Source organism: Paraburkholderia fynbosensis, from assembly GCF_902859935.1.
GTDB classification, from domain to species: domain Bacteria; phylum Pseudomonadota; class Gammaproteobacteria; order Burkholderiales; family Burkholderiaceae; genus Paraburkholderia; species Paraburkholderia fynbosensis.
On record NZ_CADIKI010000008.1, the window covers coordinates 160,415 to 182,654 of the forward strand.

21 protein-coding genes are annotated in these 22,240 nt (G+C 64.7%); 4 read left to right on the forward strand and 17 right to left on the reverse strand.

All coding sequences use genetic code 11. From position 1 onward, the window contains the following. Window positions 1-232 precede the first annotated feature (232 nt). Entirely contained in the window at window positions 233-931 is a 699-nt protein-coding gene (locus tag HV770_RS15480; protein WP_175160879.1) for a Bax inhibitor-1/YccA family protein, read from the forward strand. A 147-nt stretch (window positions 932-1,078) separates the two neighbouring features. Here the strand turns inward: HV770_RS15480 and HV770_RS15485 are convergent, their stop codons facing one another. The 10 genes from HV770_RS15485 to HV770_RS15530 all read right to left on the reverse strand — a co-directional run bounded on the left by HV770_RS15485 (window position 1,079) and on the right by HV770_RS15530 (window position 10,228). Next, a complete protein-coding gene (locus HV770_RS15485) occupies window positions 1,079-1,852 on the reverse strand; it encodes an MBL fold metallo-hydrolase (RefSeq protein ID WP_175160881.1) in 774 nt (257 codons plus the stop codon). Window positions 1,853-1,859: 7 nt separating this feature from the next. Next, on the reverse strand, window positions 1,860-3,002 hold the full coding sequence (gene bamC / locus HV770_RS15490) for an outer membrane protein assembly factor BamC (protein WP_175160883.1): 1,143 nt from the start codon (window positions 3,000-3,002) through the stop codon (window positions 1,860-1,862). Window positions 3,003-3,128: 126 nt separating this feature from the next. Continuing rightward, window positions 3,129-4,040 carry a 4-hydroxy-tetrahydrodipicolinate synthase gene (gene dapA, locus HV770_RS15495; protein ID WP_175160885.1) on the reverse strand — a complete coding sequence of 304 codons (912 nt, stop codon included), beginning with the start codon at window positions 4,038-4,040 and terminating at the stop codon, window positions 3,129-3,131. A 43-nt stretch (window positions 4,041-4,083) separates the two neighbouring features. Further along, window positions 4,084-4,683, reverse strand: coding sequence for a class I SAM-dependent methyltransferase (locus tag HV770_RS15500; protein WP_175160887.1), 600 nt, complete (start codon window positions 4,681-4,683; stop codon window positions 4,084-4,086). Between the two features lie 17 nt (window positions 4,684-4,700). Next, window positions 4,701-5,903 (reverse strand): tryptophan--tRNA ligase, encoded by a 1,203-nt coding sequence (locus HV770_RS15505; protein ID WP_175160890.1) that lies wholly within the window; start codon window positions 5,901-5,903, stop codon window positions 4,701-4,703. 6 nt (window positions 5,904-5,909) lie between these two features. Further along, window positions 5,910-6,572, reverse strand: coding sequence for a site-2 protease family protein (locus HV770_RS15510; protein WP_168669839.1), 663 nt, complete (start codon window positions 6,570-6,572; stop codon window positions 5,910-5,912). 58 nt (window positions 6,573-6,630) lie between these two features. Then, entirely contained in the window at window positions 6,631-7,266 is a 636-nt protein-coding gene (locus tag HV770_RS15515; protein WP_175160892.1) for an L-threonylcarbamoyladenylate synthase, read from the reverse strand. A 169-nt stretch (window positions 7,267-7,435) separates the two neighbouring features. After that, window positions 7,436-8,266, reverse strand: coding sequence for a 3',5'-nucleoside bisphosphate phosphatase (locus HV770_RS15520; protein ID WP_175160893.1), 831 nt, complete (start codon window positions 8,264-8,266; stop codon window positions 7,436-7,438). A 101-nt stretch (window positions 8,267-8,367) separates the two neighbouring features. Beyond that, window positions 8,368-9,252: an alpha/beta fold hydrolase gene (locus HV770_RS15525; protein ID WP_175160895.1), complete on the reverse strand. Its 885-nt coding sequence runs from the start codon at window positions 9,250-9,252 to the stop codon at window positions 8,368-8,370. 82 nt (window positions 9,253-9,334) lie between these two features. Next, window positions 9,335-10,228 carry a ferritin-like domain-containing protein gene (locus HV770_RS15530; protein WP_175160897.1) on the reverse strand — a complete coding sequence of 298 codons (894 nt, stop codon included), beginning with the start codon at window positions 10,226-10,228 and terminating at the stop codon, window positions 9,335-9,337. Window positions 10,229-10,510: 282 nt separating this feature from the next. Here HV770_RS15530 and HV770_RS15535 point away from each other — a divergent pair, with 282 nt between their 5' ends. The 3 genes from HV770_RS15535 to HV770_RS15545 all read left to right on the forward strand — a co-directional run bounded on the left by HV770_RS15535 (window position 10,511) and on the right by HV770_RS15545 (window position 12,612). After that, entirely contained in the window at window positions 10,511-11,035 is a 525-nt protein-coding gene (locus HV770_RS15535; RefSeq protein WP_175160899.1) for a gamma carbonic anhydrase family protein, read from the forward strand. A 43-nt stretch (window positions 11,036-11,078) separates the two neighbouring features. Then, on the forward strand, window positions 11,079-12,029 hold the full coding sequence (hslO, locus tag HV770_RS15540) for an Hsp33 family molecular chaperone HslO (protein ID WP_175160901.1): 951 nt from the start codon (window positions 11,079-11,081) through the stop codon (window positions 12,027-12,029). Window positions 12,030-12,231: 202 nt separating this feature from the next. Further along, window positions 12,232-12,612 carry a hypothetical protein gene (locus tag HV770_RS15545; protein WP_175160903.1) on the forward strand — a complete coding sequence of 127 codons (381 nt, stop codon included), beginning with the start codon at window positions 12,232-12,234 and terminating at the stop codon, window positions 12,610-12,612. A 128-nt stretch (window positions 12,613-12,740) separates the two neighbouring features. Here the strand turns inward: HV770_RS15545 and ftsB are convergent, their stop codons facing one another. The 7 genes from ftsB to HV770_RS15580 form a co-directional block, all read right to left on the reverse strand. After that, window positions 12,741-13,169 carry a cell division protein FtsB gene (gene ftsB, locus HV770_RS15550; RefSeq protein WP_175160905.1) on the reverse strand — a complete coding sequence of 143 codons (429 nt, stop codon included), beginning with the start codon at window positions 13,167-13,169 and terminating at the stop codon, window positions 12,741-12,743. Window positions 13,170-13,277: 108 nt separating this feature from the next. Continuing rightward, complete coding sequence (gene eno, locus HV770_RS15555) at window positions 13,278-14,561, reverse strand: phosphopyruvate hydratase (protein WP_121317352.1); 1,284 nt, start codon at window positions 14,559-14,561, stop codon at window positions 13,278-13,280. 177 nt (window positions 14,562-14,738) lie between these two features. Next, window positions 14,739-15,593: a 3-deoxy-8-phosphooctulonate synthase gene (kdsA, locus tag HV770_RS15560; RefSeq protein WP_168669826.1), complete on the reverse strand. Its 855-nt coding sequence runs from the start codon at window positions 15,591-15,593 to the stop codon at window positions 14,739-14,741. Beyond that, a complete protein-coding gene (gene pyrG, locus HV770_RS15565) occupies window positions 15,590-17,263 on the reverse strand; it encodes a CTP synthase (protein WP_121317348.1) in 1,674 nt (557 codons plus the stop codon). The genes kdsA and pyrG overlap by 4 nt, the downstream gene beginning before the upstream one ends. Window positions 17,264-17,700: 437 nt before the next feature. Then, window positions 17,701-18,504, reverse strand: a complete 804-nt coding sequence (locus tag HV770_RS15570) for an alpha/beta fold hydrolase (protein ID WP_175160907.1) — start codon at window positions 18,502-18,504, stop codon at window positions 17,701-17,703. A 167-nt stretch (window positions 18,505-18,671) separates the two neighbouring features. Further along, complete coding sequence (locus HV770_RS15575) at window positions 18,672-21,335, reverse strand: DNA internalization-related competence protein ComEC/Rec2 (protein WP_175160909.1); 2,664 nt, start codon at window positions 21,333-21,335, stop codon at window positions 18,672-18,674. 111 nt (window positions 21,336-21,446) lie between these two features. Continuing rightward, the gene (locus HV770_RS15580; RefSeq protein ID WP_175160911.1) at window positions 21,447-22,235 is read right to left on the reverse strand and encodes a TatD family hydrolase; all 789 of its coding nucleotides are present in this window, start codon (window positions 22,233-22,235) and stop codon (window positions 21,447-21,449) included. Window positions 22,236-22,240: the final 5 nt, after the last annotated feature.

Below are 22,240 nucleotides of genomic sequence, written 5' to 3' on the forward strand. Positions count from 1 at the left end.
TGTTCCCGTGTATGATTGCGATTGAACCCTTACAGCATTGAAAGGAACGCAGCACGCGTTCCAAAATACTGGTAGCGTAGGACGTACGGACATTGCGAGGTATTGAAACTCCGTGCTTCGGCGCTAATCTTAGGGATGAACACCTTGCGCCTCGCGGCCGCCCCATGCGCCCTGCGCGGCACAAACCGCCGTACCACCATCACGAAACACGCTTCTGAGGTAAGGAGAGACCATGAACGAACATCCGTATAGCTTTGGCCGCAATGGCGCTGTCAGCACGGTCGAATCGCGCAACCGCGTACTACGGAATACCTACTGGCTGCTGGCGCTGTCCATGATTCCGACGGTGCTCGGCGCGTGGGTGGGTCTCGCCACCGGCTTCACGCTGTTCGCCGCCACCAGCCCCGCGATGAGCATGCTGGCGTTCTTCGCGATCGCGTTCGGCTTCATGTTCGCGATCCAGAAAACGAAAGACAGCTCGCTCGGCGTGTTCGTGCTGCTCGGCTTCACGTTCTTCATGGGCCTGATGCTGTCGCGCATCCTTAGCTTCGTGCTCGGTTTTTCTAACGGCCCGTCGCTCATCATGCTCGCCTTCGGTGGCACTGGTGTGATCTTCGCGACAATGGCCACGATCGCCACGGTCAGCAAGCGCGATTTTTCCGGCCTCGGCAAGTGGCTATTCATGGGCGTGATCGTGCTGCTGCTGGCTTCGGTCGCCAACGTCTTCCTGCAACTGTCGGCGCTGATGCTGACGGTTTCGGTGATGGCCATCGTGATCTTCTCGGCCTACATGCTGTTCGACGTCCAGCGCGTCGTGAACGGCGGCGAGACGAACTACATCACCGCCACGCTCGCGATCTATCTGGATCTGTACAACGTGTTCGTCAACCTGCTCGCGCTGCTCGGCATCTTCGGCGGCAACCGCAACTGAGTCTGACGTGGGCGCGGCGTTCGCAAAACGCTTCGCCCTGAAGAAAAAAAAGCCCATAACGATAAATCGTTATGGGCTTTTTCTTTGCACTGCCGCAATGCCCGCGGCGCTAGCAATCGAGATCGATCCGCCATCCGCAGCCGGGCGTCACACGCTCAGCCAAGCAAATCCCTGATCCTGCGAAGCGACCACCACGTCAGTCAGCGCCGCGCCCAGTACACCGGCCATCGCGGCCTGCGCCAGTTCCGGCAGATTGTTTTGCTGGCTCAAATGTGCAGCGACGAGGTGGCGAAGGCGCGAGCGGTCGAGCGAAGCCAGAATGTCGGCCGCCGCGTCGTTGTTCAGATGCCCATGATTGCCGCCGATGCGCGCCTTCAACGATTGCGGATAGCGGCTGCCCGCGAGCATCCGCACATCGTGATTGCATTCGAGCACCAGCGCGTCGCACCCACTCAGCACCGCGTTGATATGCGGCGTGGACGTGCCGACGTCGGTCAGCACGCCGAGCCGGCTCGCGCCATTCGAGAACACGTATTGCAACGGCTCGCGGGCATCGTGAGGGACGGTGTAAGGGAGGATGCTGAGGTCGCCGATCGCCACCGCTTCGTCGCCCCATAACACCTGCAGGTCGACGTCGGCTTCGTCGGCGCCCACCGCGCGGGCGGTGCCCCAGCTCATGTATAACGGAATCGACCATTTGCGCGCCAGCGTCAGGGCGCTGCCGATGTGATCGCTATGCTCATGCGTGATCAGGATGGCGTCGAGAGCTTCGACGCTCGCGCCGATCCGCGTCAGGCGCCGCTCGACTTCTCGCGCCGAAAAGCCGCAGTCCAGCAACACGCGCGTGCTGGTCACACCGCTTTGCGCCTCCACCAGCAACGCATTGCCTTCACTGCCGCTGCCGAGACTCGCGAAGCGCACGGCCCGCTTAGTTGAGTTGCGCGTGCAGCAGCGTCACGATGCGCTGCGCGTCGGAGGACGTGTCCACCTGACCGTTCGCGTCGAGCACCGCCACCTGCGTCACGGAGTCGCTCTTCGAGCGCACGTTGACAAGGAATTCCTGACCCGGCTTCTTCGACGAACTACTGCCGCTGTAGAACAGCTTGCCGAGCAGCCCTTCCCGCTTCAGTTCCTGCATCGAGTCCGCGTAGCGCACGTAATAGATGCCTTTTGCGCGATCGCGGTTATCGACGGTGAAGTTGGTGCGATCGAGCGCGAGGCCCACGCGCAGCCATGCACGGTCGAACGATTCCTGCAGGTCGAGCGTCGACGCGCCCGCGTTCTTGTCGATCGTCGCCGGCGCGGTGGCCGGGCGCGCGTCGGTCAGCAATTGCTTCGATTGCGCTTCGGTCAGGCCGAATTTTTCCATCAGCTTGGCGAGGAACATCGCCTCGAGCGCCGGATCGCGCGGACGCTCTTCCCAGCGCGAGGACGTCTTGTCCTGGCCCGTCAGCATTTCTTCCATCGCACTATGCGTGATCGAAATGTCCGTGGTCTCGGACGACCCACGCGACACCAGCGTGCGGAAGCTGTCGCGCGTGCCCGACGAGTACGCGAAGTCGATCACCTTGCCGACCGTGCGGCGGAACCAGTCGTCCGGAATATTCGCGCGATTCTCCGCCCAGTCGGTCACCATGATGCCGGTGGCCGGCGCGTCCGTTTTCAGGACGAAACCGTTTTCCTGCCAGAATTCCTGCAGCTGCGGCCACAGCTGTTCCGGCGAACGGCCGTCGACCACCAGCCAGCGGCGGTCGCCGTCACGCTCGATGTGCATGCCGAACGGGTCCTGCGCTGTCGGCTGGCCTTCGGTGGCGTTGCCCGCGGCCGTGACATTGCGCGCCGTCGCGCCGCCCAGCGCCAGATTGGCGGGTGGTGCAACGTAGCGCTGATCGGTCGGCGAAGTGCTCAGGTCATTCGGAACGGCGAGCGGCGGCGCGCTCGCCGCAACCTTGTAGTTGACGCGGTCGGTAGCGAACCAGTCGTTCAGCGTGTCACAGCCGGCGAGCGTCGTCAGGGCAAGCGCCAGCGCCGCCATGCGGGTTGCGTGGAGGGAAAGTGCGGAACGTTTCATGAGGTCCTTCGTGATGCTGGAACGCGGTGCCTGGTTCTGCCGGGAACGTGGGCTGGATCGACGTCGGTTAAGGGAATGCCGGTGGCGGTCTCTGGTTGGCGCTGCGGGATGCCGCGGTCGAACCGCTTAGGCCAGCAGCCCTGCTTCGCGCAGCGCGGCGCGCACCACTTCGTGGTATTGCGCGGCGAGCGGCGTGAGCGGCAGGCGGATGCCGCCCTGCACACGGCCCAGTTGCTGCAGCGCCCATTTGGCCGGAATCGGATTCGATTCGATGAACAGGTTCTTATGCAGCGACAGGAGCTTCAGATGAATCTCGCGCGCGGTCTTCGCGTCCGCCGCGAGGGCGGCCTTGCACAGCTCGCTCATCGCGCGCGGCGCGACGTTCGCGGTGACCGAAATATTACCGTGGCCGCCGAGCAGCATCAGCGCGATCGCGGTCGGATCGTCGCCGCTGTAAATGCCGAAATGGTTGGGCGCCGACTTGATCAGATGCGCGGCGCGCTCGATATTTCCGGTCGCTTCTTTCACACCGACGATGCCCGGCACCTGTGCGCAGCGCAGAATGGTCTCGTTGCTCATGTCCGCGACGGTGCGGCCCGGCACGTTGTACAGGATCACCGGCAGATCGACGGTTTCCGCGATCTTCGCGAAGTGGCGATAAATGCCTTCCTGAGTCGGCTTGTTGTAGTACGGCACGACCTGCAGCGTCGCGTCCGCGCCGACGTCTTTCGCCTGTTGGGTGAGTTCGATCGCTTCGGTGGTGGAGTTGCCGCCCGAGCCCGCGATCACCGGAATCCGGCCCGCCGTGTGCTCGACCGCGGTCTTGACCATCAGCACGTGCTCTTCGACCGACAACGTGGCCGACTCGCCGCTCGTGCCGACCACCACGAGCCCATCCGTGCCTTCCGCGATGTGCCAGTCGATCAGTTTGCGAAACGCCGGCAGATCGAGGCTGCCGTCTTCGAGCATCGGGGTAATGATGGCAGGAATGCTGCCGCGAATCTGAACGCCGTCGTTGCTGTGGTTGCCGTTAGTCATGAAACGCCATGAATTTGATCAGGTAAACCGCGATTGTAGCGGATTAGCCAGCCAACTCGTAACAAGGCGGGGGTGCCGCCTGCACGGAGTCATCTGGGCGCTCCGCCTCCAGAATTGCGCAAATCCGCTGGACGTAAGCGGGGCGCGGCTGCGCGAGAAAGCCGTCCTGAAACGCGACCACCCGAAGCCGGCCGCGCACCCTGTCGAGAAGCTCGCCGGGCGCGAGCAGAAACGCCGGATTGGACGGCCTGCCGACGCTTTCGTTTCCTTGCGCGAAGGTCTCGTAAACCAGTACGCCGCCCGGCGCCAGCGCATGCAGAAGCTGCGCAAACAGCGGCCGGTGCAGATAGTTCGTCACCACGACGGCGGCGAACGTCGTGTCGGCCGATAACGGCCACGGAGCGCCTTCGAGGTCTGCGGCAAGCGGCGTGATGAGCGGCTCGCCGCGCAGCGTGTCGAGCGCGACGGCATCGCGGTCGAGCGCGGTCACGGGGTGCCCGAGCGACGCAAAGAACCGCGCATGCCGCCCCGCCCCCGATGCGACGTCGAGCACCGCGCCGCCGGGCGCGACCAGATGCGCCCACTGGCGCACCCAGTGCGACGGCTCACCCAATCCATGGATGGCGGCGGCGGGCGTGCTCATCGCTGCGATCGGCCGGCTCAGTTGTACGACAGGCCCATGGCCTCGCGCACGTCGCGCATCGTTTCCGTGGCGTACTTGCGGGCCTTGTCGCAACCGTCGGCGACGATCGCGCGCAACAGCGACGGATCGTCCATGTACTTCTGCGCGCGTTCGAGCATCGGCTGCTGTTCCCGCAGAATGCCATCGATCACCGGCTGCTTGCAGTCGAGGCAACCGATGCCCGCCGTGCGGCAACCCTTCTGCACCCACTCGTGGGTCGCTTCGTCCGTGTAGACCTGGTGCAGCTGCCAGACCGGGCACTTGTCCGGATCGCCCGGATCGGTGCGGCGCACGCGAGCCGGATCGGTCGGCATGGTGCGCACTTTCTTCGTGATCGTTTCCGCGTCTTCACGCAAGCCGATCGTGTTGCCGTACGACTTCGACATTTTCTGGCCGTCCAGACCCGGCATGCGCGACGCTTCGGTCAGCATCGCCTGCGGCTCGACCAGGATGATCTTGCGCGACCCTTCGAGGTAGCCGAACAGACGCTCGCGGTCGCTCATCGAGAGGCTCTGCGATTCCTGCAACATTGCGCGCGCCTGTTCGAGCGCCTCGTCGTCGCCCTCCTGCTGGTAGGCATTGCGCAGCTCGTGATAAAGCTTGGAGCGCTTGCCGCCGAGCTTCTTCGCGGCTTCATTGGCCTTCTGCTCGAAGCCCGGTTCGCGGCCGTACAGGTAGTTGAAACGGCGCGCGATTTCGCGCGTCATTTCGACGTGCGGCACCTGGTCTTCACCGACCGGCACGAGCGAGCCGCGGTACAGCAGAATGTCCGCCGCCATCAGCACCGGATAGCCGAGGAAGCCGTAGGTGGACAGGTCCTTGTCCTTCAGCTTCTCCTGCTGCTCCTTGTAGGTCGGCACACGTTCGAGCCAGCCGAGCGGCGTGCTCATGCCGAGCAGCAGCGCCAGCTCAGCGTGCTCGGGCACCTTGCTCTGGATGAACAGCGTCGCCTGCGCCGGATCGATGCCGGACGCGAGCCAGTCGATCAGCACGTCCCAGACGTTCTTTTCGATCACTTCGGGCGTTTCGTAGTGCGTCGTCAGCGCGTGCCAGTCGACCACGCAGAAGAAGCACGGGTATTCGGACTGCAGCCGCACCCAGTTTTTCAGCACGCCGTGATAGTGGCCGAGGTGCAGCGACCCGGTGGGCCGCATGCCGGAGAAGATACGGTCTGGGAACATGGTTATTTAGAAAAGCGAAACAAGAGGAGTCAGGATTGCGGTAATCGCACTGTAGCCGAACGTGACGAGCGGATTGAGCCAATAACGCGTCAGCGTGCCGGTCATGACGAGCGCCATCACGATGAAAAAGCCATAGGGCTCGAGCCGCGACAGTGCGATCGATTGCCGTGGCGGCAACAGCGCCATCAGCACGCGGCCGCCGTCGAGCGGCGGCAACGGAAACAGGTTCAGCACGCCGAGCACGAGGTTCACGCCGACGCCCGCGCCCGCCATGCGCGTGAAGAACGGTTCGTCGACATTGAACACCGCCAGCGCGACGCCGAACAGGCCCCAGATCACCGCCTGGATGAAATTCGAGCCGGGGCCCGCCGCCGCGACCCACAGGCTGCCCCAGCGGGGATTGCGCAGGTTGCCGAAAGCGACCGGCACCGGCTTCGCGTAGCCGAACACGAACGCGCCGCTGGTGGCGAAGTACAGCAGCAAGGGAATCGCGATCGTGCCGAGCGGATCGATGTGCCGCATCGGATTGATCGACACGCGGCCGAGCACGTACGCGGTATTGTCGCCGAGCCAGCGCGCGACGTAGCCGTGCGCGGCTTCGTGCAGCGTAATGGCGAAAACAACCGGCAGCGCGTACACCGCAATGGTCTGTATCAGGGAAGAATCCATAACTCGCTATTGTAACAACGCGATTGCGTGCGTCTGTCCGCTTTCACTTATGCCGCTTTCAGGCCGTCTCTTCAAGTCCGAAGGGCGCGAGAGAGCCGCGCCCTGCCCGCACCAGCAGCGGCTGCGCGCCGGTCAGATCGATCACGGTCGACGGCTCGCACACGCAGGCGCCGCCGTCGATCACCAGATCCACCTGCTTTTCCAGCCGCTCGCGGATTTCTTCGGGGTCGTTCAACGGCTCGGTTTCACCCGGCATGATCAACGTCGAGCCGAGCAGCGGCTGGCCGAGTTCTTCGAGAATCGCGAGCGTGATCGCGTGGTCCGGCACCCGCAGGCCGATGGTCTTGCGCGAGGGGTGCGACAGGCGTCGCGGCACTTCTTTGGTCGCCTGCAACACGAACACGTAGGGGCCTGGCGTCACCGACTTGATCAGGCGGTACTGCCGGTTGTCCACCATCGCGAAGTTCGCCAGCTCCGACAGATCGCGCACCAGCAGCGAGAGCAGCTGCTTCTCGTCGAGGCCGCGAATGCGCCGCAGGCGCTCGGCCGCTTCCTTGTCGTCGAGCTGGCAGGCAAGCGCGTAGCTCGAGTCGGTCGGCAATGCGACCACGCCGCCGTCCCTGATGATCTGCACGGCCTGCTTGACGAGGCGCGGCTGCGGGTTGTCAGGATGAAGCCGAAAGTATTGAGACATGGTGACTAACGGTGGCTATCGATGAACGTCGAGTGAATTCCAAACGAGCCGCAACGGGATCGCGAACGGCGGCTGAATCACGAGCGGCTGGCAGTTCGGAGGCGGGCGTAGGCATAGGCTACGCCCGGCCGGCTCCCGCGCGTGACGTGCCGTAAGGCACCGCGCGCGATCACAGCCAGCGTTCCCAGACGGGCTTGAGATCAGAGGGCAATTGCGGCAGCGTGCCGAGGTCGACGCGGCCTTCGCCGGGTGCGTGGAAGTCGGACCCGCGCGACGCCTCGAAACCGAAACGGCGCGCGACGTCCGCGTATTCGCGGTATTGATCGGGCGTGTGGCTGCCCGTCACCACTTCGATCGCCTTGCCGCCGAGATCGATGAACTCGGCGAAAAACGCGTCGAATTCGACCGGCGTGTATGCGTAGCGGCCCGGATGCGCGACGATCGCCTCGCCGCCGGCCGCCTGGATCCAGCCGACCGCGTCGGCCAGCTTGGACCAGCGGTGCGCCACATAGCCCGGTTTGCCGTCGCCGAGATAGCGGTTGAACACGTCCTGCGTGGAGGTGCAATAGCCGTGCTCGACCATGAAACGCGCGAAATGGGTGCGCGAAATCATGTCCGGGTTCGACACGTACTGGAGCGCGCCCTGATATGCGTCCGGGATGCCGAGCGCGGCCAATTGCTCGCCGATCGCTTCGGCGCGCGCGGCGCGGCCGTCGCGGGTGCGCGCGAGGCCGTCGATCAGGATGGAACTGGTGGGATCGATGCCCAGCCCGACGATGTGCACGGTGCGCGAGGCCCACGTCACCGAAATTTCGACGCCACTCACGTAGCCCATGCCGAGCGCCTCGGCGGTGGCGCGCGCTTCCCGCTGGCCGCCGAGTTCGTCGTGGTCGGTGAGCGCCCACAGCGTCACGCCGCCCGCGTGCGCGCGGCGCGCAACGTCGGCCGGCGAGAACTGGCCGTCGGAAACGGTGGAGTGACAGTGCAGATCTGCGTTCATCGTGGTCTTCGAAAGGTTCTGCAGCCATTTTACTGCAACGCAGTAAGCGGACGCAGAGCTATCTCGCGCGCCGGCGCGATCCTTCCCACTATGTGACGAGTTCAGGAACAGAATCCCTCGATCAGGGCGGCCACCTGCTCCGGCTGGTCGTGATGCACCATGTGCCCCGCCTCCTCGACGATCTTCTCGCGCCAGTTCGGGAACGCCTGGAAACGCGCCTTGAACTCGTCGAGCGGAATCTCGCCGGCGATCTGCGCGAGCGTCGGCGAGTTGGCGGCCTCCACGTGCAGCACTTTCGCGCTGACCTTGCGCCACACGGCCATCACTTCGTCGAGCCGGTACAGCGTCGGGCCGCGCAGCTTGTGCGCCGGATCAGCGAGCAGCATGTGCTGCCCTTCGCCATCGGGCTTCGACCAGTGCTGCGCGAGAAACCGCGCACGCTGCGGATCGAGGCGCGGATTGGTCTTGATCAGGCGGGCGGCGACGTCGTCGAGCGACGCATAACGCTTCAGTTGCGGCGGATCACGCAACTCATCGAGCCAGTTGCGCAGCCGTTTGGGCGCTTGCGCCGAGTGCGACGGCGCGAGCCCGAAGCCCTCCAGATCGACCACCGTTCGCACCCGCTCAGGCCGCACGCCCGCATACAGACAGCCGATGTTCGCGCCCATGCTGTGCCCCACCAGATTCACCTCGCCGTCCGGCGCATAGTGGTCCAGCAGCGCGTCGAGATCGGCCACATAGTCCTGAATCCAGTAGCTGCCGCCACCGCGTTCGGCCACCGGCCAGTCCGACAGCCCAAAGCCGCGCATGTCCGGCGCGAGCACCTGCCAGTCGCCGCCCAATGCATCGACGACGAACTGGAACGAGGCCGCCACGTCCATCCAGCCGTGCAGCATGAACAGCATGGGCGCATCGGGATTGCCCCAACGCCGCACATGCAGACGGATGCCGCGCACGGCGACGAACTCAGACCGGGAAGTATTCATGGACGGTGCGCCAAAAAAAAGAATGATCGTTCGATTATAGAGATAGCGGGCGATACGTGGGGCCGGATTATCGAACGAGCGTTCAGGCACTGTCTGTTGGTGGAAGCGGCTGCTGGGCGTCGAGATGGACCAGCGCAGCGAGTTCCGCTTCGTCGAAACCCGCGTCGCGTCGCGCCTCGAAATTGAACGGCCCACGTAATTTGGGTGCGTGATACTGATCGGCGAGGCGTGTGTAGGTCTCGTGCGCGTCCAGGCCACTCGCGCCGCACAAATGACGGAACCAGCGGTTGCCGATCAGCACATGGCCGATTTCGTCGCGCAGGATCACGTCGAGAATTCCCGCGGACGCCTGATCGCCCGCCTGCAGCAGGCGCGCGCGGATCGGCGGCGAGGCGTCGAGGCCGCGTGCTTCGAGCGTGCGCGGCACCAGCGCCATGCGCGCCAGCACGTCGGCTCGCGTGCGCTCACACATGTCCCAGAGGCCGTCGTGCGCGGGGAAATCGCCGTACGTGTGGCCGTATTCCGCGAGGCGCGCGGCCAGCAGCGAGAAGTGATACGCCTCCTCGGCCGCGACCTTCAGCCAGTCGGTATAGAACGCGGCGGGCATGTCGGCGAAGCGCCAGACGGCGTCGAGCGCGAGGTTGATCGCGTTGAATTCGATGTGCGCGAGCGCATGCAGTAGCACCGCGCGGCCTTGCGGAGACTGCATGCTGCGTCGTTTCAACTGGCGCGGATCGACCAGTTCGGGCCGCGCGGGACGACCCGGCAGGCCGGCCGGCTCGTCGAGCTCGAGGTGTGCGGAACACGCTGCGCTGCCCGCGAGCACGGCGGCGTACAAGGCGCGGGCCGCGGCCGCCTTGGTGGCCGGATCGCTCTCGCGCAAGGCCGCCAGCGCGGCGGTACGCGCGCAATCAGGCTGGCCCCGGGCATGCGGTGTGGGCAAAGCAGGTGCAACGGACGGAGCTACGGACGTCATGGCAAGCGGATCGGCGAAGGAAACGGCAAATGAAGAAGAAACGAAGAAGCGCGAAGATGCGGCAGGCCGCCCGATAAAGAACGGCGCGTGCGTGGAACCCGGCGCCCGCGCAATATGGCCGCGAATGCGGACGAGGATCCGGCGAGCTTGCCCAGCAGCCTCGACAGACGGCCCAATCACACAAACGTTTACAATACTCGATTCGACCCGCCAGCGCGCCCATTGCGCCAGCGGCAAGGGACACCCCAACGCGTGCGCCGCGACCGATCAAGAGGAGACACTGTGACGATTTACAAGCTTGGCGAAGCCGCCCCGACCATCCATGAAAGCGTGTTCGTCGCGGATTCGGCGACCATCATCGGCAACGTGAAGCTCGAGGAAAACGCGAGCGTCTGGTTCGGCGCAACGATTCGTGGCGACAACGAGGCGATTACCATCGGCGCAGGCAGCAATGTGCAGGAAAACGCCGTGCTGCACACCGATCCCGGCTTTCCGCTGACGATCGAGCCGAACGTGACGGTCGGCCATCAGGTCATGCTGCACGGCTGCACGATCAAGGAAGGCTCGCTGATCGGAATTCAGGCCGTGGTCTTGAATGGCGCGGTGATCGGCCGCAACTGTCTCGTTGGAGCGGGCGCCATCGTCACCGAAGGCAAAGTGTTTCCCGACAATTCGCTGATTCTCGGCGCGCCCGCCAAGGTGGTGCGCGAACTGACCGAGACGGATATCGCCAATATGCAGCGCGGCACGGCAAGCTATGCCGAGCGCCGCGAATATTTCAAGGCGCAGCTCGTACGCATCGGCTAACAGCCGGCGCGTGCGAGCTGCGCCATTCCACCGAGGAAAAGTTGTGAGCGACCAGTTGCAAAAATTCATGTTCAGCGCGGCGCCGGTGCGCGGCGAGATCGTTTCGTTGCGCAATACGTGGCAGGAAGTGCTGACGCGCCGCGATTATCCGGCGCCCGTACGGACGATTCTCGGCGAGATGATGGCCGCGTGCGCGCTGCTGTCGGCGAACCTCAAGTTCGACGGTACGCTCGTCATGCAGATTTTCGGCGACGGCCCCATCAAGATGCTGGTGGTCCAGTGCGGCTCCGATCTGTCGATGCGCGCCACGGCCAAGCTGTCCGTCGACGCGAACCACACGATCGACGACGCGACCTCGATGGTCGATCTGCTGAACGCGAGCGGCCATGGCCGCTGTGTGATCACGCTCGACCCGGCCGACAAACAGCCCGGCCAGCAGCCGTATCAAAGTATCGTGCCGCTCTCGGGTGTGGATGGCCCGCTCAAGTCGATGGCTGAAGTGCTCGAACACTACATGCATCACTCGGAGCAGCTCGACACGCGCCTCTGGCTCGCGGCGAACACCGAGCGCGCGGTCGGCATGCTGTTGCAGAAGCTGCCCGGCGACGGCGGCATCGTCCCGCATCCGGGCGAACTCGATGCGGACACATGGGAGCGCGTCTGCACGCTCGGCAGCACGCTATCGCAAGACGAGTTGCTGAAGGAAGAACCGGAAACGGTGTTCCGCCGCCTGTTCTGGCAGGAGAACGTCCAGCACTTCGAACCGGCCACGGCGCGTTTCGAATGCACGTGCTCGCGCGAAAAAGTCGGCGGCATGCTGAAGATGCTGGGTCGCGAGGAAGTGGACGGCGTGATCGAGGAACGTGGCCACGTCGAGATTCACTGCGAGTTCTGCAATCAGCGCTATGAATTCGATCCGGTGGATGTGGCGCAACTTTTCGTCGCCAACGCACTCTCACAAGGCGTGACACCGGCGGCCGACCAGCGGCACTGAGCGCCTTGCGCCGATGGATGCAGGCGCGAGGCGGCATCGGCGGTGCCTGCCCTATCGTATAGTTTGACGGCTGTTACGACGCGCCGCCCATGTCCTTTTCACGGCTTGGGCGGCGCGTTACCTTTGATCGTCGTTACGCTCAATCATTGGCGATGCACGCTGCACATGTTTTGCTTAGGCATCCGACCGATGGAGATCGAACATGAACTACGCTGCTTCGTTAAAACATGATGCGTGCAAGCTGGTTGCCATGGTCATCGTCGCGGGGAGCGCGGCGCTGAGCGGCTGCGCGATGAACCCACCGGGGCCGTCGCAGATTTTGAGCCGCCTTCCTCCCGATCAATCCGGCACGGTGTACGCTCCCGCGCAGCTCACGCCCGAAGAGCTCGCACGCTATGACGCGATCGACCGTCAGGTGCTGTTCGAGCAGGATCAGGCGATTGCCGCCGAGAATGCCGCGCAGGCATGGTCACGTTACTACTCGCCGCCCGTGCGCGTGTTCGGCGGCTATTCGAGCGGCGGCTGGGGACGGGGCTGGGGCACCGGTATCGGTGTCGGCTTTGGACCGACCTGGGGCTGGTAGTCCGGAGCCGCGATTCATCGCCGGTCAGCGGTCCGAGCGCCAGTCAATCCCCGAAAAAAAGCGCGGCTCATTTCTGAACCGCGCTTTTTTGCATCCCTTCGTACTGAGTCAACCCCAAGCAGCCAGGCTCAATGCGTGGTCTTGTCCTTGGCCGCCCTGGCGCCGCGCTTGCGATCCGGCTTCGCACGCGACTCCGGATTCGGCACCACATGCAGCGGCGCGGCCGACACCTCCCCACGCGTGGACGTGGTTACCGAAGGCGTATTCGCCGTCGGCAATGGCGCATTCGGCGATACGAACTGCACGAACACTTCGCCGTCCTTCACCATGCCCATTTCGTAGCGCGCCCGCTCTTCGACCGCGGCGGTGCCGTTCTGCAAATCCTGCACTTCGCCCTGAATACGTTCGTTGCGCAGTTTTGAATCGACATTCTTCTGCACTTGCTGCGCCAGTTGCTGCTGCAACTCGTGCACGCGCAACCAGCCGCCATGGCCCCACCAGAGCGGGTACTGGATCAGCGCCAGCAGAACGATCAGGACAGCAGTGACAAGCCGCATGAAGTAAGCACAATAAATACGCGCCGCCCTGCGCTATACGCAGGGCGGCGAGGTCAATCAGAAACGAAGGAAAACCGGCTCATCGGTCAGCGCTGGCAAACCGGCTGCTCAGCGCAGGTTGTAGAACGCCGACTTGCCCGGATAGCTCGCGATATCGCCGAGATCTTCCTCGATACGCAGCAGCTGGTTGTACTTCGAGATGCGGTCCGAGCGCGACAGCGAACCCGTCTTGATCTGCCCGGCATTCAGCCCGACCGCGATGTCCGCGATCGTCGAATCTTCGGTTTCGCCCGAACGGTGCGAGATCACGGCCGTGTAGCCGGCGCGCTTGGCCATTTCGATCGCCGCGAAGGTTTCCGTCAGCGTGCCGATCTGGTTGATCTTGATCAGGATCGAGTTGGCGATGCCCTTCTCGATGCCCTCCTTCAGGATGCGCGTGTTGGTGACGAACAGGTCGTCGCCCACCAGTTGCACCTTCTTGCCGAGCTTCTCGGTCAGCGTCTTCCAGCCTGCCCAGTCGCTTTCGTGCATGCCGTCTTCGATCGACACGATCGGGAACTTGTCGGCGAGGTTCGCCAGATAGTCCGCGAATTCCGTCGACGACAGTTGCAGGCCTTCGCCGGCCAACTGGTATTTGCCGTCGTGGTAGAACTCGCTGGCTGCGCAGTCGAGCGCGAGCAGCACGTCTTCACCGGCGCGGTAGCCTGCTTTCTCGATGGCTTGCAGGATGGTCGACAGGCATTCGTCGTTGCTGCCGAAGTTCGGCGCGAAGCCGCCTTCGTCGCCGACTGCCGTGCTCATGCCGCGATCCGACAGGATCTTCTTCAGCGCGTGGAACACTTCGGCGCCGCAGCGCAGTGCTTCGCGGAAGGTCGGCTGGCTGACCGGCACGATCATGAATTCCTGGATGTCCAGGCTGTTGTTCGCGTGCGCGCCGCCGTTGACGATGTTCATCATCGGCACCGGCAGTTGCATGGCGCCCGAGCCGCCGAAGTAGCGGTACAGCGGCAGGCCGGCTTCTTCAGCAGCAGCCTTCGCAACGGCCATCGACACGGCCAGCATCGCGTTCGCGCCGAGGCGCGACTTGTTGTCGGTGCCGTCGAGTTCCAGCAGGGTCTTGTCGAGGAAAGCCTGCTCGGAAGCGTCGAGGCCCATGATCGCTTCGGAGATTTCTGTGTTGATGTGCTCGACGGCCTTCAGCACGCCCTTGCCGCCGTAACGGCCGGCTTCGCCGTCGCGCAGTTCGATCGCTTCGCGCGAACCCGTGGACGCGCCCGACGGCACCGCGGCGCGGCCCATCGTGCCCGACTCGAGCAGCACGTCGCATTCGACGGTCGGGTTGCCTCGCGAATCGAGAATCTCTCGACCGATGATATCTACGATAGCACTCATGGTTTCCTCAAGAAATGACGTTGAATTCTTTACTGTGACACTGTATCTGGCACCTGCCGGTCTCCCCGACAGACAACTCGCGCGCCAATACGTTCGACGACCATCGCTAACATTCGCCGCGCGCCGACGATGGCGCTCATTATGCAAGCCAATCGTGACACGCGGCGAATGCCTGAATCAGTTGAAATCGCTTTCGAGGAACGGCGCCCGCTTGACCGCCTGGTCGAGCGTCACCAGCGTTTCGAGCAGGTCGGCCATGCGATTGAGCGGCACGGCATTGGGACCGTCCGATTTGGCCTGCGCCGGATTCGGATGCGTTTCCATGAAGAGCCCGGCGACGCCGACCGCCACCGCGGCACGCGCCAGCACCGGCACGAATTCGCGCTGGCCGCCCGAGCTCGTGCCCTGTCCGCCTGGCAATTGCACCGAGTGGGTCGCATCGAACACGACCGGCGCGTTGGTCTCGCGCATGATCGCGATCGAACGCATGTCCGACACGAGGTTGTTATAACCGAACGACACGCCGCGCTCGCACGCCATGAAGCGGTCTTCCGACAGACCCGCCTCACGCGCCGCGTCGCGCGCCTTGTCGATCACGTTCTTCATGTCGTGCGGTGCGAGGAACTGGCCTTTCTTGATGTTGACCGGCTTGCCCGAACGCGCACAAGCGTGAATGAAGTCGGTTTGACGGCACAGGAAAGCCGGCGTTTGCAGCACGTCGACCACCGACGCCACCTGTTCGATTTCGTGCTCGGCGTGAACGTCGGTCAGCACCGGCAAACCGAGCTGACGCTTCACTTCTGACAGGATGCGCAAACCTTCGTCCATGCCCAGACCGCGAAACGACTTGCCGCTGCTGCGATTGGCCTTGTCGTACGACGATTTGTAGATGAACGGAATGTTCAGCTTCGCGCAGATTTCCTTCAGGCGGCCCGCTGTGTCGATCGTCATCTGTTCGGATTCGACGACACAGGTGCCCGCGATTAGGAAAAACGGCTTGTCGAGCCCGATTTCGAAATCGCCCAGTTTCATGCTTTCTCCCCGACTTCGCTCGCCGCGCGCGATTGCTGACGCGCAAGCGCCGCTTCGACAAACGACTTGAACAGCGGATGACCGTCACGCGGCGTGGACGTGAATTCAGGGTGGAACTGCACGCCGACGAACCACGGGTGCATGCTGCGCGGCAATTCCATCATTTCCGGCAGATCTTCACTCGGGGTACGCGCGCTGATGATAAGACCACCCGCTTCGAGCTGGGGCACGAAGCGGTTATTGACCTCATAACGGTGACGATGACGCTCGTTCACGTCCTTGCCGTAGATCTCTTCGGCCATCGTGCCGGGCTTGATCGGGCAACGTTGCGAACCGAGGCGCATCGTGCCGCCCAGATCCGATTCTTCGGTGCGCTTCTCGACACGGCCTTCGCGGTCGTACCACTCGGTGATCAGCGCGACCACGCGGTTCTCGGTTTCCTGATCGAACTCGGTGCTGTTCGCGTTCTTCAGGCCGACCACGTCGCGGGCGAATTCGATCACGGCCAGTTGCATGCCGAGACAGATGCCGAGGTACGGCACCTTCGCTTCACGTGCATAGCGGATCGCGGCGATCTTGCCTTCGGTGCCGCGACGGCCGAAACCGCCCGGCACGAGTACCGCGTCGAGATGCTTGAGGCTTTCGACGCCTTGCGTCTCGACTTCTTCCGAATCGATGTATTCGATGTTGACGCGCGTTGCCGTATGCATCGACGCATGGCGCAGCGCTTCGATCAGCGACTTGTACGACTCGGTCAGATCGACATACTTGCCGACCATGCCGATCGTCACTTCGTGCTTCGGATGCTGGAGCTTCTCGACGAGGTCGGCCCACATGGACAGATCCGCGGGCTTCGGCGTGAGCTTGAGTTCTTCGCAGATGATCGCGTCCAGACCCTGATCGTGCAGCATCTGCGGAATCTTGTAGATGCTGTCCGCGTCCCACACGGAGATGACCGCGTCTTCGGGCACGTTGGAGAACATCGAGATCTTCGCGCGTTCGTCGTCGGGAATGCGGCGGTCGGCGCGGCACAGCAGCACGTGCGGCGAGATGCCGATTTCACGCAGCTTCTGCACACTGTGTTGCGTGGGCTTGGTTTTGAGTTCGCCGGCGGTGGCAACCCAGGGCACCAGCGTCAGGTGCACAAAGCACGCGCTGTTGCGGCCCATGCGCAGACTCATCTGACGCGCGGCCTCGAGGAACGGCAGCGACTCGATGTCGCCGACGGTGCCGCCCACTTCGACGATCGCGACATCCGGCTCGCCGCACGTCGCAGAAGCTGCGCCGCGCTCGACGAATGCCTGGATTTCGTTCGTGATGTGCGGGATGACCTGCACCGTCTTGCCGAGATAATCGCCACGGCGTTCCTTGCGGATCACCGATTCGTAAATCTGGCCCGTGGTGAAGTTGTTGGCCTTGCGCATCTTCGTGCTGATGAAGCGCTCATAGTGGCCAAGGTCGAGGTCAGTCTCCGCTCCATCTTCCGTCACGAACACTTCGCCGTGTTGGAACGGGCTCATCGTGCCGGGGTCGACGTTGATGTACGGATCGAGCTTGAGGAGGGTGACTTTAAGACCGCGCGATTCGAGGATCGCGGCGAGGGAAGCGGCGGCAATACCCTTGCCGAGGGAAGATACTACGCCGCCGGTGACGAAAACATATTTGGTCATCGCTGGATGCTCGCGGGAAAAACGGATTATACCGTAAAGCAAGGGCCCGACCCAGCAAAATCCGAGCGACATCTGCGCGTGCGGATGCCGCGGCGGCGGCGCCGCGCGTCGATCATGCACCGCTTTTGACGGGCGGCTGGCAGTTAGGGAGTCGCGCGTGCGACTGCTGGCGCGGTGACGCGCGCCTCGGCATCCGGTCAATGTTGCGGCGGCTTGTTGCGGGGGCTTGTTGTGGCAGGCACCGTGAGGCGCTCGGTCAATGGAGCCGACGCAGCCCCGTGTGTCGTATCGCTCGTCGCCGCATTGGCCGCGCCGCCTTCCGTTGCCAGCCTCCGACCTCCGACGCCCGCGCCGCACTTGACCCACGAATCGATGCCGAAGCCGCTCGAATAGCGCTTCCGCTCTCTGCTGACTCACGCACAGCTTGAGGCCAGCCGTCAGGCGCGCCGCTCCAGCTCGTGCAGCATCCTCTGCACCGCGCGCGCGGTCTCGATCGGCTTTTCCATCGGATAAAGATGGCTGCCCTCGATCCACTCGAGATGACCGTGAGTGGCGCGGCGGGTGGCATCGAGACCGGCCTGGCGGATTTCCTTCGAGCGTGTGCCCGCGATGAACCCGACCGGCACCGGTACGCCCCGGGCGAGCCGCGCGCCGAGCGTGTGCGGCAAGGTCCTGTAGATCTGATATTCGGTACGCCGGTCGAAGGCCAGCGTGCGCCCGCCGTCGGGCGAAGTCTGCGGAACACCGAAGTCGATGTAGTCGGACAGCATGCGATCGTCCCAGCGTGCGAACGCCGGCTTCGCATGAAAGTGCCGCCACGCTTCGTCGCGGCTCGCCCAGTGCGTGCGCCGCGTGCGCGTGGCGGCCGCGGGCGACAGCCGCTCGTCGAGCCCGGTCCACTGCGATACGCGCAGCATGCTGCTGCGCCAGCCGGCGATCACCGGCGAATCGAGCATCACCACGCCCCTCACCCACTGCGGCTTTTTCAGCGCGGCCATCAGTGAGAGATAACCGCCGAGCGAATGCCCCACCAGCCACACCGGCTGCTCGTACGAGCGGCCGATGTCGTCGAGCAGCTGTTCGACCAGATGCGGCCAGTCCTGCGTGACCGGAAAGTGCGCGTCGTGGCCGATACGCTCGATGGAGCGCAGTTCATAGTCGTCGGCGAGTTCGGCGAAGATGGTCCGGTAGGTCGACGCCGGAAAGCCGTTCGCGTGCGAGAAATGAATGATGTTTTTCAACTGCGGCTATCTCCGTTCTGTTTTCTGCTTGTGGGCCTGCGCGGACGTTTTTGTCGGGCGCTTTTCGCGAATGCGTACATGCAACTTCCGTGCACCGGCCTTGGCCTCGGCGCGTTCTTCTGCCTGTGCTGCTGGCGACTGACCGGCCAACGCGCCGGCCCGCGCCATCAACGATCCATCCAGTAGCGGCGCTGCGTATCGCGATAGCGTTCGAGCGTGAGGGCCGCACCGTTCGCCGCCGGGCTCGCATCGACGCGCACCGCGCCGTCCGTATCGCTGCGCGCGAGCTCGATATGGCGCGCCTTGTAGCGCTCGAACACCCCCTCGTTCGGATGATGAAAGCGGTTGCGATAGCCTACCTGAAATACCGCGATGGACGGCTCGACAGAGTCGAGGAACGGCTCGGTCGACGAGGTCTTGCTGCCATGATGTGGCACGACCAGCACCTGAGCGCGCAATGCGCCGCGATCGCGCGCGAGCAGCACGCGTTCGGCAGGCGCCTCGATGTCCGCGCTCAGCAAGGCCGCGACGCGCGGCTGCCCGGTCCGGTCATGCGTGACGGACTGACTCGCCGCGTCCGGCAAGGTGGCGACCCGCAGCACGCAGCAATGTGCATTGGGCTTTCCCTGCAGCGGCCCGGCGTCCGGCCACAGCATGGCGAACTCGACGCCGTCCCACTGCCAACGCTGCCCAGCCGCGCAGGGCAGCGTGGCCGCGCCGTGCTGCTTCGCGCCCGCCCACAGCGGGTGGTCCGGCGCCAATGCGGCCACCATCTGACGGACCTCGATCGCATCGAGCACGGCGGGCGCGCCGCCCGCGTGATCAGAGTCGGAGTGACTGACGATCAGCGTGTCGAGCGCCGTCACGCCATGCGCCTGCAGGAACGGCACGACCACCCGCTCGCCGGCGTGGGTCGATTCCGGCCCTGGCCCGGTATCGAACAGCAACGCGTGATGTGCTGTTTCGATCAGCACCGACGCGCCCTGTCCGACGTCGAGCGCCGTCAGCCGGAAACTGCCGGGCGGCGGCCCGGGCGGCGCCGGCATCAGCAACGGCAACCACGTGAGGGGGGCGGCCCAGCGCAGCGGCCAGCCGCGCGGCGCCAGAAGCCAGAACACGCCGAGCGCCGCCGCGGCCAACGCCCATGCGGGCGGCTGCGGCAGCCACCAGAGCGTCCAGGCCGGAGCGGACAGCCTATGCAAGCCCGTGGCCAGCAGATCGAGCAGCGCATGGGCGGCGTGGAATGCCCAGGCATCGAGCGGCGCGGGCAATGCGACGCCGGCCAGCACCGCCGGCGTGATCAGCAGACTCACCCAAGGGATCGCCAACGCATTCGCGAGCGGACCGATCAGCGGAATCTGTGCGAACCAGTAGACCGTGAGCGGCGCGAGCGCGAGCGTCACCGCGATCTGTACGTGCGCGGCGCTGAGGAGGCGCTCGGCGAATGCGTGCAGGTGGCGCTTCAGCGCGGCGCGCAGGGACGCCAATTTGCCGGGCCTCTCGTGGCCCGCCATGACTCCAGCAGCCCCACCAACTTCGCCAGCCCCGCCGCCCTCGCCCTTGCTATCGTCAGCGCGAACTCGCTGCCGAACCCTCATACGCGGGCGTCCCGACATCGCGAACAGAATCGCGGCCACTGCGCAGAACGACAGCCAGAAACCCGCCGACACGACCGCCCACGGATCGATCAGCAGCACGAGTCCCAACGCCCACGCCAGCACCGCCGAGCGCGCGAGATTGCGCCCACTGACGAACGCCAGCGCGACGACACCCGCCATCCATAGCGCGCGCTGCGCCGGCACGTTGAAGCCGGCCAGCGCCGCATGCAGCGCGGCAAAAGCCGCGCCGCCGACCACTGCGACGACTTGCGCCGGCAGCCGCAGCGGCCAGTCCCGCCCGATCCATCCGGAGCGCCGCCACACCGCGCCCACGAGCCAGGCGGCCAGCCCCGCGACGAAGCCGATGTGCAAGCCCGAAATCGCCACCAGATGACTCGTGCCGGTGCGGCGCATCAACAGCCAGTCGGCGGCGCTGATGTCGTCCTGCGCGCCGATCGCCAGCGCCACGACGATCCCGCGATGCGGCGCGTCGCCGAGCACCGCATCGATGCGCGAGCGCAACGCCGCGCGCCAGCGGTCCACGAGCACGCGCGGGCCGCGCGCCCGGCCCGGCAAACGGATCGCGTGGGCCGGCGCGCTGACATAACCGGTTGCCCGCACGTTGCGCGCGAGCAGGTTCGCTTCGGCATCGCGCACGCCGAAGTTCGCGTTGCCATGCGGCCGCTTGAGCCGCACGGTCAGACGCCAGCGCTCGCCCGGCACGAGAGCCGGCGCCGGGGCATCGTCGGCAATCCAGGAGAGTTGAATCACGCGCGGGAAGGCGGCGATCGGCGCATCGGCGGCTTCGACTTCGAAGAGAAAACGCGCGCCTTTCCCGTCGCGTGACGGCAGGCCTCTGATACTGCCGACGATGTCGATATCCCGGCCTTCCCACGCGGCCGGCAAGCTCGTCGCAAGCCGTATTTCCGCGCGCAAAGCGGCATAGCCGAAGCCGATAACGATTGCCGCGCACCATACGGCGCCCCAGCCAGCGAACGATCGCAGACGTCGGTTGAATCGAGTGTGGCGCAAGTGTGAAGTTGAGCGCGGAGCCTGCGGCTGGCCCACAGCCGAAACGGGACCCAGGCTCGCCTCCCGCAACCCCCACACCGCCACGACAAACGCCATTACCCCAAGCACAGCCAAGCCGCACCCGCCCCGCCAATCCGGCAACGCCGCCTGCCGCTGCAGCCAGATCACGCCCAACGCAAACCCGCACCATCCTGCCCGCATTCGCCCTCCGTTCAGCGACGCCGGATGACATCACGCGCGGCGAGCAGACGTCAGCAAGCCCGCCGGGCGTGGGTTTCGCCCGGCGCGAACCACTCAAACCAACGAGATCGATTATGCAGAGGAAAGGGCCAGTCGCGGCAGCGCGGCGAGCGCGTTAGCCGTTGTGCCTAGGGCGGTTGCGTCGGCGCTCATGCCGCGCAGTTCGGCGAGTCCCGCGCCGATGCCCGGAATCTGCTCCGGCGAGTTGCGCTGCTTGTACATCCACGCAGGCGCGATGTCCGGCGCGTCGGTTTCGACGACCAGCGCGTCGAGCGGCAACTGCTCGGCGAGCCGGCGGATTTGCCGCGCGCGCTCGAACGTCAGATTGCCGCCGAAGCCGAGGTGCATGCCCTGGTCGATATAGGCCTGAGCCTGCTGGAAACTGCCGTTGAAGGCGTGCGCGATGCCGCGATGAATTTGATGCCGCCGCAGGCCCTTGATGACCTGATCCTGCGATTTGCGCACGTGGCAAATCACCGGCAGGTCGAACTCGCGCGCGAGTTGCAGTTGGCCGTTATAGAAGAATTGTTGGCGCGCATCGTCGAGGCCGTCGACGAAATAATCGAGCCCGATCTCGCCGATCCCGACGAATAGAGGATCATCGAGACTCGCCTCGATCTCCATGCGCAGCAGATCGAGATCGCGCTCGTCGGCGCCCGGCGTGAACAGCGGATGAATACCGAGCGCATACGCGCCGCCGTCGATCCGGTGCGCGAGTTCGCGCACCGTCGCGAAATTGTGCCGGCCGATTGCCGGAATCACGATGCGCGCCACGCCCGCATTGCGCGCCGCCGCCGCGACCGCGTCGCGGTCGGCGTCGAATTCAGAAGCGTCGAGATGACAGTGCGTATCGATCCACATGACGT

What these genes read in the sequence shown, in the direction of transcription:
- HV770_RS15525 (WP_175160895.1), bottom strand. Translation starts at nt 9,252, where the DNA reads ATGAATACTTCCCGGTCTGAGTTCGTCGCCGTGCGCGGCATCCGTCTG.
- eno (WP_121317352.1), bottom strand. Translation starts at nt 14,561, where the DNA reads ATGAGTGCTATCGTAGATATCATCGGTCGAGAGATTCTCGATTCGCGA.
- HV770_RS15530 (WP_175160897.1), bottom strand. Translation starts at nt 10,228, where the DNA reads ATGACGTCCGTAGCTCCGTCCGTTGCACCTGCTTTGCCCACACCGCAT.
- ftsB (WP_175160905.1), bottom strand. Translation starts at nt 13,169, where the DNA reads ATGCGGCTTGTCACTGCTGTCCTGATCGTTCTGCTGGCGCTGATCCAG.
- HV770_RS15515 (WP_175160892.1), bottom strand. Translation starts at nt 7,266, where the DNA reads ATGTCTCAATACTTTCGGCTTCATCCTGACAACCCGCAGCCGCGCCTC.
- HV770_RS15580 (WP_175160911.1), bottom strand. Translation starts at nt 22,235, where the DNA reads ATGTGGATCGATACGCACTGTCATCTCGACGCTTCTGAATTCGACGCC.
- dapA (WP_175160885.1), bottom strand. Translation starts at nt 4,040, where the DNA reads ATGACTAACGGCAACCACAGCAACGACGGCGTTCAGATTCGCGGCAGC.
- pyrG (WP_121317348.1), bottom strand. Translation starts at nt 17,263, where the DNA reads ATGACCAAATATGTTTTCGTCACCGGCGGCGTAGTATCTTCCCTCGGC.
- HV770_RS15520 (WP_175160893.1), bottom strand. Translation starts at nt 8,266, where the DNA reads ATGAACGCAGATCTGCACTGTCACTCCACCGTTTCCGACGGCCAGTTC.
- HV770_RS15575 (WP_175160909.1), bottom strand. Translation starts at nt 21,335, where the DNA reads ATGCGGGCAGGATGGTGCGGGTTTGCGTTGGGCGTGATCTGGCTGCAG.
- HV770_RS15480 (WP_175160879.1), top strand. Translation starts at nt 233, where the DNA reads ATGAACGAACATCCGTATAGCTTTGGCCGCAATGGCGCTGTCAGCACG.
- HV770_RS15500 (WP_175160887.1), bottom strand. Translation starts at nt 4,683, where the DNA reads ATGAGCACGCCCGCCGCCGCCATCCATGGATTGGGTGAGCCGTCGCAC.
- HV770_RS15545 (WP_175160903.1), top strand. Translation starts at nt 12,232, where the DNA reads ATGAACTACGCTGCTTCGTTAAAACATGATGCGTGCAAGCTGGTTGCC.
- HV770_RS15510 (WP_168669839.1), bottom strand. Translation starts at nt 6,572, where the DNA reads ATGGATTCTTCCCTGATACAGACCATTGCGGTGTACGCGCTGCCGGTT.
- HV770_RS15505 (WP_175160890.1), bottom strand. Translation starts at nt 5,903, where the DNA reads ATGTTCCCAGACCGTATCTTCTCCGGCATGCGGCCCACCGGGTCGCTG.
- bamC (WP_175160883.1), bottom strand. Translation starts at nt 3,002, where the DNA reads ATGAAACGTTCCGCACTTTCCCTCCACGCAACCCGCATGGCGGCGCTG.
- kdsA (WP_168669826.1), bottom strand. Translation starts at nt 15,593, where the DNA reads ATGAAACTGGGCGATTTCGAAATCGGGCTCGACAAGCCGTTTTTCCTA.